The sequence below is a fragment of the Xanthomonas pisi DSM 18956 genome (assembly GCF_001010415.1).
GTDB classification, from domain to species: Bacteria; Pseudomonadota; Gammaproteobacteria; order Xanthomonadales; family Xanthomonadaceae; genus Xanthomonas; species Xanthomonas pisi.
The window spans coordinates 15,067-33,825 of sequence record NZ_JPLE01000052.1 but is presented as its reverse complement, the minus strand read 5'-3'; the positions used below and the strand labels follow the sequence as shown (position 1 = coordinate 33,825).

General features: G+C 65.9%; 17 protein-coding genes. 10 read left to right on the top strand and 7 right to left on the bottom strand.

The genetic code is table 11. The features are described from left to right. On the top strand, positions 1–335 hold a 335-nt coding region (locus Y887_RS12840; RefSeq protein ID WP_046964708.1), incomplete at its 5' end, for a YgjP-like metallopeptidase domain-containing protein. A 97-nt stretch (positions 336–432) separates the two neighbouring features. On the opposite strand, the gene Y887_RS12835 is transcribed toward Y887_RS12840, so the two are convergent. The 3 genes from Y887_RS12835 to hemH are packed head-to-tail and all read right to left on the bottom strand — an operon-like array spanning position 433 to position 2,584. After that, complete coding sequence (locus Y887_RS12835; protein WP_046964707.1) at positions 433–720, bottom strand: hypothetical protein; 288 nt, start codon at positions 718–720, stop codon at positions 433–435. Between the two features lie 35 nt (positions 721–755). After that, the gene (locus tag Y887_RS12830; protein ID WP_104612181.1) at positions 756–1,622 is read right to left on the bottom strand and encodes an alpha/beta fold hydrolase; all 867 of its coding nucleotides are present in this window, start codon (positions 1,620–1,622) and stop codon (positions 756–758) included. Continuing rightward, on the bottom strand, positions 1,619–2,584 hold the full coding sequence (hemH, locus tag Y887_RS12825; protein WP_046964710.1) for a ferrochelatase: 966 nt from the start codon (positions 2,582–2,584) through the stop codon (positions 1,619–1,621). The genes Y887_RS12830 and hemH overlap by 4 nt, the downstream gene beginning before the upstream one ends. Positions 2,585–2,736: 152 nt before the next feature. Here hemH and Y887_RS12820 point away from each other — a divergent pair, with 152 nt between their 5' ends. From Y887_RS12820 to Y887_RS12795, 6 genes are all read left to right on the top strand, one after another. Then, entirely contained in the window at positions 2,737–3,645 is a 909-nt protein-coding gene (locus tag Y887_RS12820; RefSeq protein ID WP_046964705.1) for a lipid-binding SYLF domain-containing protein, read from the top strand. Between the two features lie 72 nt (positions 3,646–3,717). Continuing rightward, entirely contained in the window at positions 3,718–3,945 is a 228-nt protein-coding gene (tatA, locus tag Y887_RS12815) for a Sec-independent protein translocase subunit TatA (RefSeq protein ID WP_003484969.1), read from the top strand. A 15-nt stretch (positions 3,946–3,960) separates the two neighbouring features. Next, a complete protein-coding gene (tatB, locus tag Y887_RS12810) occupies positions 3,961–4,548 on the top strand; it encodes a Sec-independent protein translocase protein TatB (RefSeq protein WP_046964704.1) in 588 nt (195 codons plus the stop codon). After that, positions 4,545–5,282, top strand: coding sequence for a twin-arginine translocase subunit TatC (tatC, locus tag Y887_RS12805; protein ID WP_046964703.1), 738 nt, complete (start codon positions 4,545–4,547; stop codon positions 5,280–5,282). The genes tatB and tatC overlap by 4 nt, the downstream gene beginning before the upstream one ends. A gap of 5 nt (positions 5,283–5,287) precedes the next feature. After that, positions 5,288–5,554 (top strand): hypothetical protein, encoded by a 267-nt coding sequence (locus Y887_RS12800; protein ID WP_046964702.1) that lies wholly within the window; start codon positions 5,288–5,290, stop codon positions 5,552–5,554. Between the two features lie 103 nt (positions 5,555–5,657). Beyond that, positions 5,658–5,981, top strand: coding sequence for a hypothetical protein (locus tag Y887_RS12795; RefSeq protein ID WP_046964701.1), 324 nt, complete (start codon positions 5,658–5,660; stop codon positions 5,979–5,981). Positions 5,982–6,103: 122 nt separating this feature from the next. Here Y887_RS12795 and Y887_RS12790 read toward each other — a convergent pair whose 3' ends face one another. The 3 genes from Y887_RS12790 to Y887_RS12780 all read right to left on the bottom strand — a co-directional run bounded on the left by Y887_RS12790 (position 6,104) and on the right by Y887_RS12780 (position 10,496). Then, complete coding sequence (locus Y887_RS12790; RefSeq protein ID WP_046964700.1) at positions 6,104–7,003, bottom strand: BPSS1780 family membrane protein; 900 nt, start codon at positions 7,001–7,003, stop codon at positions 6,104–6,106. Between the two features lie 57 nt (positions 7,004–7,060). Beyond that, positions 7,061–7,813: a glutamine amidotransferase gene (locus Y887_RS12785; protein WP_046964699.1), complete on the bottom strand. Its 753-nt coding sequence runs from the start codon at positions 7,811–7,813 to the stop codon at positions 7,061–7,063. Between the two features lie 868 nt (positions 7,814–8,681). Beyond that, a complete protein-coding gene (locus Y887_RS12780) occupies positions 8,682–10,496 on the bottom strand; it encodes a GspE/PulE family protein (protein WP_046964698.1) in 1,815 nt (604 codons plus the stop codon). A 91-nt stretch (positions 10,497–10,587) separates the two neighbouring features. Here Y887_RS12780 and glyQ point away from each other — a divergent pair, with 91 nt between their 5' ends. From glyQ to Y887_RS12765, 3 genes are all read left to right on the top strand, one after another. After that, a complete protein-coding gene (gene glyQ / locus Y887_RS12775; protein WP_046964697.1) occupies positions 10,588–11,496 on the top strand; it encodes a glycine--tRNA ligase subunit alpha in 909 nt (302 codons plus the stop codon). Between the two features lie 201 nt (positions 11,497–11,697). Then, the gene (glyS, locus tag Y887_RS12770; protein ID WP_046964696.1) at positions 11,698–13,914 is read left to right on the top strand and encodes a glycine--tRNA ligase subunit beta; all 2,217 of its coding nucleotides are present in this window, start codon (positions 11,698–11,700) and stop codon (positions 13,912–13,914) included. Then, positions 13,914–15,506 carry a tetratricopeptide repeat-containing sulfotransferase family protein gene (locus Y887_RS12765; RefSeq protein ID WP_046964695.1) on the top strand — a complete coding sequence of 531 codons (1,593 nt, stop codon included), beginning with the start codon at positions 13,914–13,916 and terminating at the stop codon, positions 15,504–15,506. Before glyS ends, Y887_RS12765 begins: the two co-directional genes overlap by 1 nt. Before the next feature lie 381 nt (positions 15,507–15,887). Here the strand turns inward: Y887_RS12765 and Y887_RS12760 are convergent, their stop codons facing one another. Beyond that, complete coding sequence (locus tag Y887_RS12760) at positions 15,888–18,587, bottom strand: TonB-dependent receptor domain-containing protein (RefSeq protein ID WP_181113209.1); 2,700 nt, start codon at positions 18,585–18,587, stop codon at positions 15,888–15,890. Positions 18,588–18,759: the final 172 nt, after the last annotated feature.

The following is an 18,759-nucleotide window of genomic DNA, read 5'->3' as shown; positions in this document are numbered from 1 at the left end:
CACGCGCCGACGTTGGCCGCTGGTTACCCACGTATCTGCCCGGCTTGCCGCGCCCGCCCACGCGTTTGCGGCTCAAGGTGATGTCCTCGCAATGGGGCTCGCTGGCCCCGGACGGCTCGATGGCGCTGGACCTGGCGCTGGTCCTCGGGCGTCCGTCCGCGTTCGAATACGTGCTGGTGCACGAGCTCTGCCATCTGCTGCAGGCCAATCACTCGCCCGCCTTCTGGGCCGAAGTGGAACGGCGCTTCCCTGCCTGGCGCGACGAGCGCAGCTACTTCCACGAACACGGTCGCCAACTCAAGGCGCAGTTACGGCGGTTGTTGCAGGCCGAGTAAGACCGGCATGGCTGTGCAAGATCACGGCTGCCGCGGCCCTTGCAAGCATCAGCACGATGGCTGCCTCATGCCGATCACGCGAAGGGCCACAGCGTGGTCAGCGCCACGCGTACGACGCAGCCCTGACAAGTTGCCGGCAGGCCTGCGGTGACAGCCAGGCGAAGTGGGTTGTCAGGGCACTGTTCGCTGCCGCCGCACCTGCATCCAGCGTATGGCCCGACGTCCACGCATCGGCGCGACACGCCACCGACCACACCTGCTGCAACAACAGGCGATCGTCCGCATTCAAGTCCGCGGTCGCGTGCACCGTGTCGAAAAACGTCCACGGCGCATTCCACGGCGCGAAGGATTCAATCGCAGCGACCACGCGCGCGTGATCTGCCATTGCGTTAGCTGGTCTGCCCACCAGACAGGCCTGCATCACGCATGTGGCAGCGTCTCCCAGAACCCATCGATCACCGCCGCCACCGCCTGCGGCGCTTCCATATGCACATGGTGGGTGCCCGGCAGCAGGTGCAGGCGCGCGTCCGGGACCATGGCCACACGGTGATCGCGCAGGGGCGGCGAAAAATACGGCTGCCCCGGCGTGGCGAAGATGGCCTGGGTGGGGCAGGCAATCGAGGCCAGCAGCGCGTCGATCTGCGCTTCGGTCATGCGGATGGCGGTGGGCAAGGTCAGGCGCGGGTCGGTGCACCAGCTGTAGCCGCCTTCGACCGCGCGCAGGCCGCGCTCCACCAGCAGGCGCGCCGCCGGCTCGGTCAGTTGATTGGCCATCATGCGGGCGCGCACCGGCGCTTCCATCGAGGTGAAGACACGCAGCGGCCGCTGCGCCAGGGTACGGGTCGAGCGCACGGAGTCGCGCAGCCGCTCGGCGGTGCTCTCCACCGGTTCGGCCAACGCGCCCAGCGCTTCGATCACCACCAAGGCGGCGATACGCTCCGGCGCGGCAGCGGCCATCAGGCTGGCGACGCCGCCGCCAAGCGAGTGGCCCAGCAAGGTGAAGCGGTCCCAGCCCAATGCATCGGCGACCTGCAGCAGATGATGGATCGCGCTGCTCAGCGTGTACTCGGCGCCTATCGGCAGCCACGCGCTGTGGCCATGACCGGGCAGGTCGAGCAGCACCAGATCCAGATCGGGTGCATGCAGATGCGCACTGAGCGGGACAAAGCTGGCTGCGTTATCGAGCCAGCCGTGCAAGGCCAGCACCCGGCGAGGCCCGCGTTGGGCGCTGCGCAAGCCGGTGACACACCCGATGGCCAGCTCGCACGCAAACGGCTCCAACCTCACGCGCGGCGCGCCAGTGCGGCCAGCGCCTGCGCATGCGGCGGGGCGGCGTTGAGGCAGGGGATGTAACTGAGCGTGGCGCCGCGCTCGGCCAGCGTTTCGGCAAAGCCCAGGGCCACTTCTTCCAGCGTTTCGAGACAATCGGTGGCAAAGCCCGGGCACACCAGATCGAAGCTGCGTACGCCGCCTTCGGCCAGCGCCCACAGCGTCGGTTCGGCATATGGCTGCAGCCAGCGCTCGGCGCCGAAGCGCGACTGGTAGCCCATCTGCCATTCGTCCGGGCCCAGACCGAGCGCGCCAACGATCGCCTGCGCGCTGCGCTCGCATTGCTGCGGATATGGGTCGCCGGCATTGGCCACGCGTTGCGGCAGGCCGTGGAAGGAAAACATCAGCTTCTCGCTGCGCCCGTGTACCTGCCAGTGCGCGCGGATGGAATCGGCAATCGCCGCCACCCAGCCGGCGTCCTCGCAATAGTCCTGGATCACGCGGACCTCGACCTCCGGTGCGCTGGGCCGCCATGCATCCACCACGTCCTGGATCGAGGCGGTGGTGGTGGTCGAATACTGCGGATACAACGGCAACACCACGATGCGCTTGATGCCGCGTGCGCGCAGGCCATCGAGCGTCTTGCGCAGGGCCGGCTCGCCGTAACGCATGGCCCATTCCACCTGCCAGTCGGGCATCGCGTCCTTCAAGCCCTCGGCCAGGCGGCGCGTGTACACCGCCAGCGGCGAGCCGTCAGGCAGCCACACCTTGGCGTATTTTTCCGCCGACTTGGGGCCGCGGATCGGCAGGATCACCCCGTACAGCAGCGGCTTCCAGAACAGTGGCGGGATCGCCACCACGCGGCGGTCGCTGAGGAACTCGGCCAGGTAGCGGCGCACGGCCGGGGCGGTGGGCGATTCGGGGGTGCCGAGATTGACGACCAGCAGGGCGGTATCGGGGGGGGTGTTCATGCCGACCATTCTGGCAGAGCCGGGCAGCACTGCCGAGGACAGCGTATCGATCGTCCCGATCTGCGGCGTCTTGCCGCCGGCTGCGCTCACCACCGATTCATTGCGCCGGCACTAACGTCGCGGCATTGCTATCTTTGACGGATCGTCCTTTGGAGCTTGTCATGCCTCGTCTGTCGCGTCTGGCCCTGTTGTTGTCGCTGACCCTCGCCGCCGGCCACGCCGTCGCCGGCCCGGAAGAGGATCAGCGCGCGCGTAACGCAGTGCGGGTGCTCAACGAGATCATGAAGATTCCCGAGCAGTCCATTCCGGACAAACTGCTCGACGAGGCACGCGCCATCGTGGTCATCCCCGACACGCTCAAGGCCGGCCTGGTGATCGGCGGCCGCCGCGGACACGGCCTGATGTCGATGAAGAACCCCGACGGCAGCTGGTCGCAGCCGGTGTTCGTCAAGCTCACCGGCGGCAGCATCGGCTTCCAGGCCGGCGTGCAGTCTTCCGACGTGGTGCTGGTGTTCCGCAACGACCGCAGCCTGGACAACATCGTCAACGGCAAGTTCACCCTCGGCGCCGATGCCGGCGTGGCCGCCGGCCCGGTCGGCCGCAATGCCGCCGCCGCCACCGACGGCCAGCTCAAGGCCGAAATCTGGTCGTGGTCGCGCGCCCGCGGCTTGTTTGCCGGCGTGGCGCTGGATGGCGCGGTGCTGCAGATCGACGATGCCGCCGACCTCAACGCCTACGGCGGCGGCGCCACCCCGCGCATGATCTTCGAAGGCCGTACCAACGAGCGCCCGTCCACCGACGTAATCGCCTTCCGCGACCGTCTGGAAGAGGTCACCTACACCGCGCGCGCCAATCGCACCAGCGATGGCGACAGCGACGAGACTGCACCCCTTCCGCCAGCGCGCGCGCCAGGCGCGGCCCCTGCAGCGCAATCGGCCCCGCCGCCGCCGGCCGCCAACGAGGCCAGCACGGTGCCGATGCAGCCCAGCACCACGCCGCCCCCGCAGCAGGGGTTCCAGCCGGTGTCCGATGGCGAAATCCGCACCGAATCACTAGACGGCAACCGCTGACCGGCTGTCATCCCCCTGCGCGGTGCGCTGGGGTATCCTGCGTCTTCCTTCTTTTCAGCAAGCGAGCGGATCATGGGCGGTTTCAGCATTTGGCACTGGCTGATCGTGCTGGTGATCGTGCTGCTGGTGTTCGGTACCAAGCGGCTCACCAGCGGTGCCAAGGATCTCGGCAGCGCGGTCAAGGAATTCAAGAAAGGCATGCACGACGACGACAAGCCGGCCGGCAAGCTCGGCGACGACTCCCGGACTGCCGAGCAGGCGCGTGAGGCGCAGGCCGAACGCGACCGCGACGCGCGCTGATCCGGAGCAGCGTCGGTGTTTGACATAGGTGTTGGCGAACTGACGCTGATTGCGATCGTCGCCCTGGTGGTGCTCGGTCCCGAGCGTTTGCCCAAGGCGGCCCGTTTTGCCGGATTGTGGGTGCGCCGTGCGCGCATGCAATGGGATTCGGTCAAGCAGGAGCTCGAACGCGAGCTGGAAGCCGAAGAACTCAAGCGCAGCCTGCAGGACGTGCAGGCCTCGCTGCGCGAAGCCGAAGGGCAACTGCGTAACACCCAGCAGCAGGTCGAAGAAGGTGCGCGCGGCCTGCATGAGCAGGCGCGCGGCCTGCACGACGAGATCGGCCGCGATGTCGACATCCGCGCCAGCGCCACGCCGGTGGCCGCGCCGCTGGAGTTGCCTGCCGATGCGCCGGTGGTGCTGGAGCCGGGCAGCGCGCAGCCGCACGCGCACGTGCCGGGGCCATCTGCGGTCATTGCCCAGGCACAGCCGATTGCGCCCGCGCCGCGGCAGACGCTGGTGCCGGCACCGCACGGCAGCCTGACGTCCACACCGGTGAATGCGCAGGGCAACACCGTGCCCACGACCGCAGATGGCAGCAGCACCCGGGAGAAGGCGCCTTGAGCCTGTTCGACGACGCACAGGCCGAGAGCAGTCTGATCGAACATCTGGTCGAGTTGCGCGCGCGTCTGGTGCGCGCGCTGATCGGTCTGGGCGTGGTGTTGCTGGCGCTGCTGCCGTTCTCGCGTGCGATCTATTCCTGGCTGGCCGCGCCGCTGATCTCGCAGCTGCCGCTGGGGCAGACCATGATCGCGATGAACCCGGCCGGCGCGTTCTTCGCCCCGCTCAAGCTCACCTTCTTCGTGGCGGTCTTCGTCAGCGTGCCATGGCTGCTGTACCAGGCCTGGGCATTCGTGGCGCCCGGCCTGTACCAGCGTGAGAAGAAGCTGGCATTTCCATTGCTGGCCTCGGCGGTGGCGCTGTTCTACATCGGCTGCGCGTTCGCGTATTTCCTGGTGTTGCCGGCGGTGTTCCACTTCCTGACCACGTTCAAGCCGGACGTGATCGCCATTACCCCGGACGCCAATTCCTATCTGGATTTCGTGCTGGCGATCTTCTTCGCCTTCGGTGCCAGTTTCGAATTGCCGGTCGCGTTGGTGATCCTGGTGCTGCTGGGCTGGGTCAGCCCCAAGCAGCTGAGCGAAGGCCGCGGCTACGCCATCGTCGGCATCTTCATCCTGGCCGCCGTGCTCACCCCGCCGGATGTGGTCTCGCAGCTGATGCTGGCCATCCCGATGTGCCTGCTCTACGAACTGGGCATCATCGCTTCGCGTGCCGTGGGGCCGAAGGAAGGCTAACCGCCATGGAGAGCTCCCAGAAAGCCACGGTGAAAGACATGGCTGTTCTGTGCAGTCTCGCCGAGTTACCCGACGGCTCATTGAGGGTAACTCTCGATGACGCCCGCAAAGACCAGGAGCCTGGCGCATGGGTGTGCGGTAGCCTTTTTACCTTCAAGGACTATCCGGCGGGTTGCCTCGACGACTTGGCGTCCATTCCCGAGGTGGAACTGGCAGACGTTGGTTACAACTTGCTGGCGCGCCTGCTTGCGAGCAACCGGCCTGGCACCTGACAGTTCATTCAAGCCGCCATCGCTTTGTAGGACCTTCGATTCAGGCGCGGAGATTTTCGCGGACTTCATTGTCGCCCCATGATCCGCGCCTATCTTCGCAGTCATGGACAATCCCTATGATCTTCCCTGGCTCATTGTCGGCATCGCGACTGGTGTTTTTTCAGGGTTACTGCGCTCTGCAGCCAGGTTCCGTCTGCTGATTCAGGCGCTTGTACTCGCTCTTGGTACGTTGCTGTGCTGGCGCCTGGCGATGCTGTCAGTGGCGTGGGCATACGAGCATCCATTCAACCCCAGCGATGGAGCGGCAATGACAGTTGCTTACCTGTTCGGCTGGATCTTTGGTCTTGTGTTTCTAATCTTGCCAAGCTTCGTTATCACGCTGTCGGCACGCATGTTTTATATGCATCGCAGGAGGCGAACGATCTAGCGCAATGTGTGCAGCGCGATCGTGCGTGTGTATGCAATCGCCTTCGTAGGAGCGCACCCGGGCGCGACGGGCATTCCCAGGAAAGCTTCATCGCGCCCGGGTGCGCTTCTACGGTTTCGGGATCAGGCCGCAAACACATCCGGACGCGAGGGTGGGGTCGGCTGGGCGGTGGCGCCTTCGTGGGTGAACATCTGCTTCCACGCGGCGTAGACCGAGCCGGCGAACACCGGCATCAGCACCGCCATCAGCAACAGCTGCGCCAGCCACATCGCTACCGTTTGTCCTGCCACCAGGCCGACGATCAGCGCCACGATCATCACCGCGAAATAGATCGCGAAGATGGCGATGAAGGCCAGCACGAAGAACACCAGCATCGCCGGCAGGTTGTGCAGGCTGGCGCGCAGGCTTTCGCGCAGCGCGTGGCCGCCGGTGCTGCGGTCGAACATCACCTGCGGCGGCATCACGAACAGCGCCAGCGTCATCGCCGCAAACGTGGCGATGGTCAGCAGCAGCCACAACAGGATGCGTCCGGCCGGCAGGCTGGCCGCAAGCTGCTCGATCTGCACCGGGTCCGGCTGGGCGCCGGACTGGCTGATCTGGTTGATCTTGAGCATCACCTCGGACAACTGCTGCAGCCCGCTGGCGCCGATCATCGCCAGCAGCAGCACGCCCAACAGCAGGCCGGCGATCAGCTGCGGCAGCAGCGACACCAGCAGATGCGGCGCGCGGCCGTCCTGCAGGCCGTGCAGCAGATGCGATGGCTTGGCGATGCGGCCCTGGTCGACCTCCCGGATCGCCCACAGCATGCCGCCCATGAACAACGGGCCGGCCAGCACCAGCAGGAACTGCAGCGCCGGGCCCAGCAGCGGCACCAGCACCGACAGCGACACCACCAGCGAGGCGGCCACACTCCAGATCACCCCCAGCGAGCCAAGCGCCAGCGGCGCCCGCTTCAACAGCGAGAAACCGGTCAACAGCCATTCTGCGCCAGCGGATGCCGGCACCTTGCGAATTTCGCTCATTCCCATTCCGGATCGATACGCACCGGACCATCCGGCGTAACGCGATTATCGCCGCTTTTACGTGTGCGCGGCGGGATGAGCGTTCACTGTTTGCAGGCCGCGTGCGTGATGCACGAACCGGCGCAGCAACTTGCGGGCGACCGGGGCGGCGGTGACCTCGCGGGCGACCGTGCGCGCGCAGTGGCCGTGGCGGGCAAGGCATTCAGCGCGCGCGCGGACGTAGCCGCGCATATGGTGGGTGGCGAACTCCGGGTGGAACTGCACGCCCCAGGTAGCCCGGCCCCAACGGAAGGCGTGGCAACGGTCCTGACGCGAATGCGCCAGCACGATGGCGCCGTCCGGGGCGCGCACCACCGTCTGCAGATGGGTGGCATGGGCCGGGAACTGCGCCGGAAGGCCTGCAAACAGTGGGTCCTGTTCGGCTGGCGGGTGCAGCTCCAGCGCGATGGTGCCGGACTCGCGGCCGGCCGGGTTGTAGTCGACTTCGCCGCCCAGCGCGTGGGCCAGCAGCTGATGGCCGTAGCAGATGCCCAGCAACGGCTTGCCGTCATGGGCGGCGTCGCGCAGCCACTGCGCACTGCGCTCGCTCCAGTCCGCGCGGTCGGTGACGAACGCGGCCGAGCCGCTGATGATGATGCCGGCAAAGCGGCCGCGGTCTGGCAGGTCGTCGCCATTGGCGACATCGATCACCACGGTCTCGCGCTCGGCCAGCCCGGCCGCTACGCGGATCCAGTGCGGAAAGCGGCCGTATCGCTTCATCTCCGGCACGGGGTGGCCGGTTTCGATGATCAGGAACGGCAAAACGGACATGCGCGACAACCCGGACACGACAGATGCCCCCGATTGTAGGCGGCAGTGGCGCGTTTTTTTCAAGTCCGGACCCAATGCGACCGCTGTGCGTGATTGCCGATTGCCATGTGCTGATGCCCTCGCGGCCGGGTAGATGGAATGGCGACGACGGTGGCCGACGGCTGTCGCACATCACCGATATCGGCAGGCGGGCGCACGTCTGCACTGCAGCAGCGCCCTCAATCCTGCAGTCGGAGCATGCCGTGGGATGCTTGAACGGCAGAGCGACGGGGCGCTGCAACGCGCAGTAATGGGGTCTGCAGGGCTGCGTGGTCTGTCCATACCGATGTCGGCAGGCGGTGCGCGACTGGACCGCCGCCCCACACGCACGCTTGCAGTCGTCGGAACATGCCTTGGGGCGCTCGAATGCGAGACGGACGAGGCGCTGCAATACGCAGCCCCAGGGGTGCGGTGCGCTCTTCAACGACTCGGTTGGGGTTGTACCGATAGCGGCAGACGGGCGCGTGGGACCGCCGCCGCGTTCTCGCCGAAACAGTCAGGGCACACCCTGAGGCGCTTGAACGGGAGAGCGACGGGCCGCTGTCACGTCTGGTCGCAGGGCATGGCACCGTCTTGGCCAGCGCCGTGCGCCCTGCGCCGAGCCTGTGCCGGGTGGTGTTTGCAGCGGGTCGTTCTGGTCGGTTGAGCGCAGTGGCCTGGACGCCGCCGTATGAGGTGGCGGTCGTGCGGGCGCCCGGGCGCAGCGTGCGTCGCGGCAGGCGGCGTCTGGCGCTCGCACAGGCAATCCACGCCGGGGTCGGGTCTACCCAGAATCGGGGGCGATCGCATGCGAACTGCACAAACCAGCGCGGTCGGGGCGATGACCCACCTATTCGCGCGGTGGGAGCACCGACAGCACTTCTTCGATGGTGGTCAGCCCGGCGGCGATCTTTTCCAGGCCGGTGCGGCGCAGCGTGCGCAGGCCGTCGCCGCGGGCGGCCTGGCTGAAGCTGGCCAGGTCGGTGTCGGCGCGGATCAGGCTGCGCAAGCGCGGACTCACCGGCAGCAATTCGTACAGGCCCACGCGGCCGAGATAACCGGTGCGGCGGCATTCCAGGCAGCCGACCGGCGCGTGCACGTTCAGCACCTCCGGCAGCGCCTCGCCCGGCTCGCGGATCGCCGCCCACTCACCGTCGCTGAGCGTGTGCGGACGCTTGCAGTGCACGCACAGGGTGCGCACCAGCCGCTGCGCCAGCACCCCGTTGAGCGTGGACGCGACCAGGTAATGCGGCACGCCCAGGTCGAGCAGGCGGGTGATCGCCGAGGCGGCGTCGTTGGTGTGCAGCGTCGACAACACCAGATGCCCGGTGAGCGAAGCCTGTACCGCCATCTGCGCGGTTTCCAGGTCGCGGATTTCGCCGATCATGATGATGTCCGGGTCCTGCCGCAGCAGCGTGCGCACGCCGCTGGCGAAATCCAGGTCGATGTTCTGCTGCACCTGCATCTGGTTGAATTCCGGCGCGATCATTTCGATCGGGTCTTCCACGCTGCACACGTTCACATCCGGCGTGGCCAGGCGCTTGAGCGTTGAATACAGCGTGGTGGTCTTGCCCGAGCCGGTCGGGCCGGTGACCAGCACGATGCCGTGCGGGCGTTCGACCAGCGCGCTCCAGCCGGCGGCTTCTTCGGGGCTGAAGCCGAGTTGTTCGATGCTCTTGAACGCCGAATCCGGGTCGAAGATGCGCATCACGCATTTCTCGCCGAACGCGGTGGGCATGGTGGACAGGCGCATTTCCACCTCGCGCCCGCCCGGCGAGCGGGTCTTGATGCGGCCGTCCTGCGGACGGCGGCGTTCGGCCAGGTCCATGCGGCCGAGCACCTTGATGCGGCTGACCACCGCGGTCATCACCGACGGCGGGACTTCCAGCACCTTGTGCAGCACCCCGTCGATGCGAAAGCGCATGCGCCCGGCCTCGCGACGCGGCTCCAGATGGATGTCGCTGGCGCGCTGCTCGTAGGCGTATTGCAGCAGCCAGTCGACGATATGCACGATGTGGTGATCGTCGGCATTGACGTCGCCGGCGCGGCCCAGTTCCACCAGTTGTTCGAAGCTGGGCAGGCCCGAGCTCGACTCCGCGCCGCGCGCATCGCCACGCGCGCCGCGCACCGACTGGGTCACGCCGAAGAACTCCATCGTGTAGCGATGCAGGTCCAGCGGGTTGATCAGCGCCAGTTCGATGCGGCGACGGCTCAGGTGCTGCACGTCGGCCAGCCACTCCAGCGCCAGCGGCTCGCTGGTGGCGATCAGCACGCGCTCGGCATCCAGCGCCAGCGGCAGGATGCGGTGACGGCGCGCGTAGGCATGCGACACCACGCCGGTGACCGCAGCCACGTCGATGCGGGTAGGGTCGATGCGCAGATAACGCAGGCCGGTACGGGTGGCCAGCCATTCGGTGAGCCGTTCCAGGCCCAGCTCGCCGGCCGGCGCCTGCGCGGCATGCAGCTTGAGGTTGGCCAGCAGCACCAGCGGATGCACTTCGCTGGCGTTGCGTACGCCCGCAGCGGAGAACTGCACGCGTTCGTGTTCGTGCGGTACCACCATGCCATCGGCCAGCAGGGCGGCCGCGACCGGGTCGAACATCAACCGGCCACGCGGCAGGATCGCCGCTGCGCTGTCCGGGTCGGCGTTGCGCCGCTGTTCCATGCTGGTGATTCCCCTGCCGCGATGCACCCGCGGCAAAGCGCCGCGGGTGGGCCGGTATACTAACGCACCCCTTTCGCACGGCCCCTGCTGCATGTCCGATTCCCGCCGCGTTCCAATCACGTTCCAGGGCCTGATCCAGACCCTCAACCAGTACTGGGCCGATCAGGGCTGCGTGCTGATCCAGCCATTGGACCTGGAAGTGGGTGCGGGCACGTTCCATCCGGCTACCTTCCTGCGCGCGCTGGGCCCGGAGCCGTGGAATGCCGCCTACGTGCAGCCCTCGCGCCGCCCCACCGACGGCCGCTACGGCGAAAACCCCAACCGGCTGCAGCGCTACTACCAGTACCAGGTGGCGATGAAGCCCAACCCGGACAACATCCAGGACCTGTACCTGGGCTCGCTCAAGGCGCTGGGCATCGACCCGTTGGTGCACGACCTGCGCTTTGTCGAAGACAACTGGGAATCGCCCACGCTCGGCGCCTGGGGCCTGGGCTGGGAAGTCTGGCTCAACGGCATGGAGGTGACCCAGTTCACCTACTTCCAGCAGGCTGGCGGGCTGGAGTGCAAGCCGGTGCTCGGCGAGATCACCTACGGCCTGGAGCGGTTGTGCATGTACCTGCAGAGCTGCGACAACGTCTACGACCTGGTGTGGACCTACGGCCCGGACGGCACCCCGGTGAGCTATGGCGATGTGTATCACCAGAACGAGGTGGAGCAGAGCGCCTACAACTTCGAGCATGCCAATGTGGCCGAGCTGTTCCATCGCTTCGACGCCTGCGAAGCCGAGGCCAAGCACCTGGTCGAGGTCGGCTTGCCGTTGCCGGCGTACGAGCAGGTCACCAAGGCCAGCCATGCATTCAATCTGCTGGATGCGCGCCGCGCGATCAGCGTGACCGAGCGCCAGCGCTACATCCTTCGCGTGCGCACGTTGTCGCAAAGCGTGGCGCAGGCGTATTACGCGCAGCGGGAGAAGCTGGGGTTTCCCGGGGTCAAACGCTGATGCTTTTCCCAAAACGCTGATGCTGTTGCCTTCCCCCGCTGGCGGGGGAAGGTGCCCGCAGGGCGGATGGGGGCAGCAGCCGTCGCCGCCGCGCAACCCTCATCCGGCGCATCGCGCCACCTTCTCCCGCACGCGGGAGAAGGACATCATCAAGCCACCTTCGTCGGTTGACGAACCAAGCGAAAACCAAGGTCCGACGCAATGACTCAGATGCACCCCCTGCTGATCGAACTGGGCACCGAAGAGCTGCCGGTCAAGGCGCTGCCGGGCCTGGCGCAGGCCTTCTTCGACGGCGTGTTGAGCGGGCTGGAAAAGCGCGGCATCGCCGTCACCCGTGGCGACGCCAAGCCGCTGTCCACGCCGCGGCGCCTGGCGGTGCTGCTGCCGGGCGTGGCCACCGAGCAGCCGGAGCAGCGCTCCGAAGTGCTGGGGCCGTACCTCAACATCGCGCTGGATGCCGACGGCAACCCGACCAAGGCGCTGTCCGGTTTTGCGGCCAAGGCCGGCATCGACTGGACCGCGCTGGAGCGCACCAGCGATGCCAAGGGCGAGCGTTTCGTGCATCGCGCAGTGACGCCGGGTGCGCAAACCGCCGCGCTATTGCCGGAGATTCTGCGCGAAGCCATCGCCGCGATGCCGATCCCCAAGCCGATGCGCTGGGGCGCCCACGACTATGCCTTCGCACGGCCGGTGCAATGGTTGGTGCTGCTGTTCGGCAACGAGGTGATTCCGGCCGAATTGCTGGGCGTGCGTGGCGACCGCGTCACGCGGGGACATCGTTTCATGCATGAAGGCGAGGTATCGTTGTCTGCGCCGAGCGACTACATCGACGCGCTGCGCAGTGCGCATGTGCTGGTGGATGTCGATGCGCGCCGTACCCGCATCGTTGAAGAAGTGGAAGCGGCTGCCAAACAGGCTGGCGGCAGTGCGCGCATCAGCGACGACAATCTGGAACAGGTGGTCAACCTGGTCGAATGGCCGTCGGCGGTGCTGTGCAGTTTCGAGCGCGCGTTCCTGGCGGTGCCGCAGGAAGCGTTGATCGAAACCATGGAAATCAACCAGAAATTCTTCCCGGTGCTGGACGACGGCGGCAAGTTGACCGAGCAGTTCATCGGTATCGCCAACATCGTCTCCAAGGACGTGGCCGAAGTGGCCAAGGGCTACGAGCGGGTGATCCGTCCGCGGTTTGCCGATGCCAAGTTCTTCTTCGACGAAGACCTCAAGCAGGGCCTGGAGGCGATGGGTGCGGGTCTGGCCAGCGTGACCTATCAGGCCAAGCTGGGCACGGTGGCCGACAAGGTCGCGCGCGTGGCTGCGCTGGCCGAGGCGATTGCGCCGCAAGTCGGTGCCGATCCGGTGCAGGCGCGTCGCGCTGCGCAATTGGCAAAGAACGATCTGCAGTCGCGCATGGTCAACGAATTCCCGGAACTGCAGGGCATTGCCGGGCGTCATTACGCCAAGGCCGCAGGCGAGCCGAGCGAGATTTCGCTGGCGATCGACGAGGCCTACCAGCCGCGTTTTGCCGGCGACGACATCGCACTGTCGCCGCTGGGCAAGGTGCTGGCGATTGCCGAGCGGCTGGATACCCTGGCAGGTGGCTTTGCGGCCGGATTGAAGCCGACCGGCAACAAGGATCCGTTCGCGCTGCGGCGTAATGCGCTGGGATTGGCGCGGACGGTGATTGAGTCTGGGTTTGATCTCAACCTCGGAGAATGGATCCTTAAATCACTGATCCTCCTTGCGGCACGACCTTCGGCTGCGCGACTGGAAAGCCTGGGATTCTTCTTTAAGCTCGTTGAAGATGAGGCCGATTATCTCAACCGGCCAAACTGTGTCGATACCGAACGCCTGGACGCGCTGCAGACCCGCGCATTGCGCATCCTCAGGTCGGATACGCCTGAGATCGATACGGAGATCTATGGTTTCATCCTTGATCGCTTGCGCGGCTACTACGCAGACAAGGGTGTGCCGGCATCGCATTTCAACGCAGTGGCCGAACTGAAGCCCGGCTCCCTCTACGACTTCGACCGCCGCATCGATGCGATCGGCATCTTCGCCACGCTGCCCGAAGCCGAGGCCCTGGCCGCAGCCAACAAGCGCATCCGCAACATCCTGCGCAAGGTCGACGGCGAGATCCCTGGCGACATCGACACCACGCTGCTGCGCGAACCGGCCGAAGAAGCGCTGGCCGAAGCGGTGGAAGCGGCCATCGGCGATACCGGCGATGCGTTGCACCGCCACGACTACGTTGCCGTGCTCGCGCGCCTGGCCCGCCTGCGCCCACAGGTGGACGCGTTCTTCGATGGCGTGATGGTCAATGCCGAAGACCCGCAGCTGCGTGCCAACCGTCTGGCGCTGCTGAAGAAGCTCGGCGACCGCCTAGGCAGCGTTGCCGCCATCGAGCATCTGTCCAGCTGATGGCTGCGTCCGCCTGCGCGGTGCACTGGCAGACCGCGCAGGCCGCGTTGGCACGCCGCGACCTGGGTGTGGCGGCGTCTGCGTTGCAGGCGCTGCTGGACGTGGAGCCGACGCATGTGTCGGCCCGTGTGCTGTTGGCCGGCACCGTGCTGGCGAGCGGCAGGATGCGCGAGGCGGTCACCCAGCTGCGCCTGGCTGCGCGCGATCTGGGCGAGGATGTGACGCTGCGTTGCCGTGTGGCACAAGCGCTGTTGCGCGTCGGCGAACATCGACCGTTGCATGCGCTGTTGCGGCATCCATCGGTGCTGCAGTGTGGCGATGGCGCGACGCTGGCCTTGCTGGCGCATGTGCATCAATCCCTGGGCGAACATCCCGAAGCGCTGGCGATGATGCAGCGCGCGCAGGCCTGCGGATTCGATGGCGCGGATTTTCGCTTTTTCCTTGCCGTGCAATTGCAGTTCAACGGGCATCTGGATGCGGCCGCGCAGGCGCTGGAACAGACCTTGGCGCAGAAGCCCGGCTACGGCCGCGCGGCGCTGACGCGTGCGCGCTTGCGTCGCCAGAGCACGACCGATAACCATGTCGCGGCGCTGCGCCAGCAGTTGCAGCGCTCCGCCCCCGGGAGCGAAGACCGTGCCGGGCTGGCGTTCGCGCTCTACAAGGAGCTGGAGGACCTCGGCGATACCGATGCCGCCTGGGATGCGCTGCAACAGGGCAATGCGGTCATGCACGCACGCTTGCGCCATGATGCCGAGGCCGAGGCATCGCTGTACGCGCAATTGGGCGGCTTGGCCGATCAGGGCGTGTTCGCAGCCCCGCCGGCCGACGCTGCACACGGCCCGCAACCCATCTTCGTGCTTGGCCTGCCGCGCTCGGGCACCACGGTGCTCGAGCGCATGCTGGGTAACCATTCGCAGATTGTCTCTGCGGGCGAGCTGAGCGACTTCGGCCACCAGTTGCGCTGGGGCGCCGACCAGGCCGGGCGAAGCCTGCTGGATGCAGGCCTGTTGCAGGCGCTGCCCACGCTGGACTACGCACAGGTCGGGCAGCGTTATCTGGAACAGACGCAGTGGCGTGCGGGGGCGGCCCGCTGGTATATCGACAAGTTGCCTGCCAACGCGGTGGCGATCGGGCCGATCGCACGGGCGCTGCCGGGCGCGGTGATCGTGCATCTGGTGCGCGAGCCGATGGCGGTGTGTTTTTCCAACTATCGCGCGCTGTTCGGCGATTCCTATGCCTATAGCTACGACCTGCAGACCCTGGCGCGGCATTACCAGGCGTATCACGGCTTGATGGCGCACTGGCGTGCCGCGTTGCCGGGCCGGGTGATCGATGTGGACTATGCGCAGATGGTGCGTGATCCGTCTGCAGTGCTGGAGCAGTTGATGACGCGCTGCGGGTTGGCGATAGAGCCAGGGCAGATCGACATCACCCGCAATGCCGCAGCGTCGGCCACGCTGAGCAGCGTGCAGGTGCGCGAAGGTGTGCATGGCCGCAATGTGGAAGCGTGGCGCCGCTATGCAACGCAACTGGAGCCGTTGAGGCAGGCCTTGCTGCATGCAGGCATGATCGAAACGGGCGCTACGCCCTAACAGCGGCTGACAAACGCGCGCGCTCACCGTCGGGTGGACGCGGCCTGCTGTTTGATCCCCGTCGGCACGTCACCACGTCGGCAGATGCGATGTTCTCGCGGTTTGCGGGAGCCTGTGGCGGGATGGATGCCGCGTAGGAATTTATGGGGATGGGCGCACGGTGTGTCGTGCAGGCGTGAGGGCATCGCGCGCGCCGCCCGCGTTCTTGGCAACAAGTCTGCCAGGGCGAGTGCGACCAGCACCCGGCCTCCATCCAGACAACGTCCAGGCGATGTTGGTCGCTGCTCCTGCGTCCAATCCAGGCGCATCTGCGTGGATGGTCCTGCAGCAAAGAAGACCGGCAGTCATGCTGACTGCCGGTCGTCGGTCACAAGCAATGACTCACTGCGCGCCGAAGCGCCAGTTCAATTCCAGCATGTAGGAACGGCCGTAGCCGGTGTAGTTGAAGATGTTGTAGTACGGGTAGTCGGTGTAGGTGCGGTCGCGCGGCGGACGCTCATTGGTCAGGTTGTTGACCGTGGCCGTGAGCGAGATGTCGTCGTTGATCGCGTAGTCCAGCGTCGCATTGAAGGTGGTCCAGGCGCCGACCTTGCGCGCGCCTTCCACTGCATAGCCATCGGTGCTCTGGCCCGCGGTGAAGTTGGGCGTACGGCCGTAACGCTGGCCGAACAGGGTGGTGGTCCACGCATCCTTCTGCCAGGTGATCGAGGCATTGGTGATGCTGCGGAACTCGGAAGAGAAGAACGGCTCGCTCAGCAGGTCGCGCACCGGGTCTTGCGGGAACTGCTGACTTTCGTGCTTGAGCGTCAGGTTGTACTGCGCGTCGAACACAAACAGGCCCCAGGATTCGGTGGCCAGGTTGTAGGTCGCCTTGGTCAGCACGCCGGAGATTTCCTCGTTGGAAATATTGACCGGGTTGATGCGGATGTTGCTCAGGCGATTGGGTACCAGCGCATCGGCGGCGGTGCGATCGATGCGCGACAGCGCGTCGACGCAGGTGGGCGAGTTGATGTCCAGGGCGCCGAGCCGGCAGGCCGATTCGTTTTGCAGCAACGCATCGGTGCTCAGGTCGCTGACCTTGTCATCGATCTTGATGTTGTAGTAATCGGCATTGACGCTGAAGCGTGCGCTCGGCGACCACACCACGCCGGCGCCCCAGGATTTGGCGGTGATCGACTTCAGATCCGCATTGCCGGACCGACGGCCCTGGATGCTGGTGCCGCCATAGGTGCAGTCGGAGATCGGCACGCCGGGTTCTTCGACCGCACAGCGGTAGTAGTCGTTGACGCCCTGGAAGAAGCCGCTGTCGCCAGCGAAGGAGAACGCCATGTCCGGTGCCTTGAACGCTGTGGCGTAGTTGCCGCGGAACAGCAGCGAATCGATCGGACGGAATTCCAGCGCAGCCTTGTAGGTGAACTTGGAGTCGCCACCGCCGCCCTGGTTCTTGTAGTCGTCGTAACGGCCGGACAGATTGGCGGTCAAGGTGCTCAGGATCGGCACGCGCATCTCGAACGCCGCCGCCCAGTTCTCGCGCTTGCCGCTGCCCTGGGTACCGGTCAGCTGGTAGAAGTCGCCAGCAATCACACGCGGGTCGGTTGGATTGGTCCAGTACTGATTCCCAGCCTGCAACACGCCGGCGATGCCGACCGCACCGGCCGGCATGTTGAACAACTCGGTGTTGGTCAGTTGCAGGTTCACGTTCTGGGTCCAGGTCCTGGACTTGGTGCGGATTTCGTCGTTGAAGCTGCGGTACTGCGCCGGAGTCAATGCGCGATAGAAGTTGGCGTCGTTGGGCGAATAGATCGGGTAGCCGTAGTACTCGCCCTGCGAAGCGCCAAGGAACTGTTCGCGGAAGAAATCTTCGATGCGGTCGGCCAGCGGCCACTGCTGACGACTGTCGATGCGATATTCCGAGCGTGCGTAATAGGCATCGTAGGTCCAGTTGCTGGCACCCAGGCCGCCTTTCAGGCCGAGCGCGATGTTGTAGGAGTCGGCGGTCTGGCGGTTGTTGTTGAAATCGTTGCCGCCGGTTTCTTCCGGTGCAAACACGCGTTGATAGCTTTCGAGCTGCTGGCTGTCCGCGTTGTAGAACAAGCCGCCGGTGTCGACAGAACTCTGCCAGAAGCGGGGTCCGCTGTTGACCTCGACCTTGGTGCGGTTGAGCAGCAGGGTCGAATACAGCTCGACGTTGTCGTTGAACGCATAGCTCAGGTTGGCATAGCCGCTGGCGCTGCGTTCCTTGTTGAGGATGCTGGCATAGCCCGGCACGGTGCGGCTGCTGCAGAAGTTGCCGCGGTTGGCACGATTGTCGTACTGCACCGAACCGTTGAACAGCGCGCCCAACGCGGCGCAGTTGTCTGCCCCTGGATCGACATAGCTGGCCGGGGGGCCGGGGAGGTTGTGCAGCGCAATGCGTGAACCATAGCGCAGGGTCGGGTCCGGATTGTCGTCGGTGGAATCGAAATCGCGGCGCTGATAGCCGTAGATCGGATCCTGGTTGTTGAGCTGCAGGCCCCAGACGATGTTGGCGCCGCCGATCTCGTTGCCGCCGGTGAGCTGAAAGCGCTGGTTGTTGCCGCCACCGCCGTCATAGGTGCCCATGCGGTAATTCATCTGCACGCCGTCCATGCGCTTTTTCAGGATGATGTTGACCACACCGGCGATTGCGCTGGAGCCGTAGATCGAGGACTGGTTACCGGGCGCCACGTCGATGCGCTCGACCATGCCCACCGGAACGCTGGCCAGATCGACGAAGTTGCTCTGCCCGTTGTACAGCAGCGGGTAATCGGCCATCGGCCGGCCATCGATCAGCACCAGGGTGAAACCGGGATCCAGGCCGAGCAGGCTCAAGGATTTGGCGCCTGCGGTGAAGCCGTTGCTGAACTGACCATCCTGGACCGAGCCGGTGGCCATCGGTTGCGAGCGCAGCACGTCGTAGACGTCCTTGAAGCCGCGACGCTGGATGTCCTGGGCGGTAATCGAAAACACCGGGGTCGCGGTTTCGACCTGGGATCGCGGGATCAGCGACCCTGTCACCGTCACCTTGTCCAGTTGAGTGACTTCACCTTGATCCTGTGCCATGGCAAGCGATGGCATGGTCAGTGCGGTGCAGACCGCGGTAACCAGTAAATGACGCTTCATGAAACGCACCTCTCTCTCCAAAGGTATGAACGGGCGCGCGGCAATCGGGGGTCCGCACGCAATGGGTGTCAACGAAACGTTAACAACGTACCGACTGTACCCAGTTCCGTCC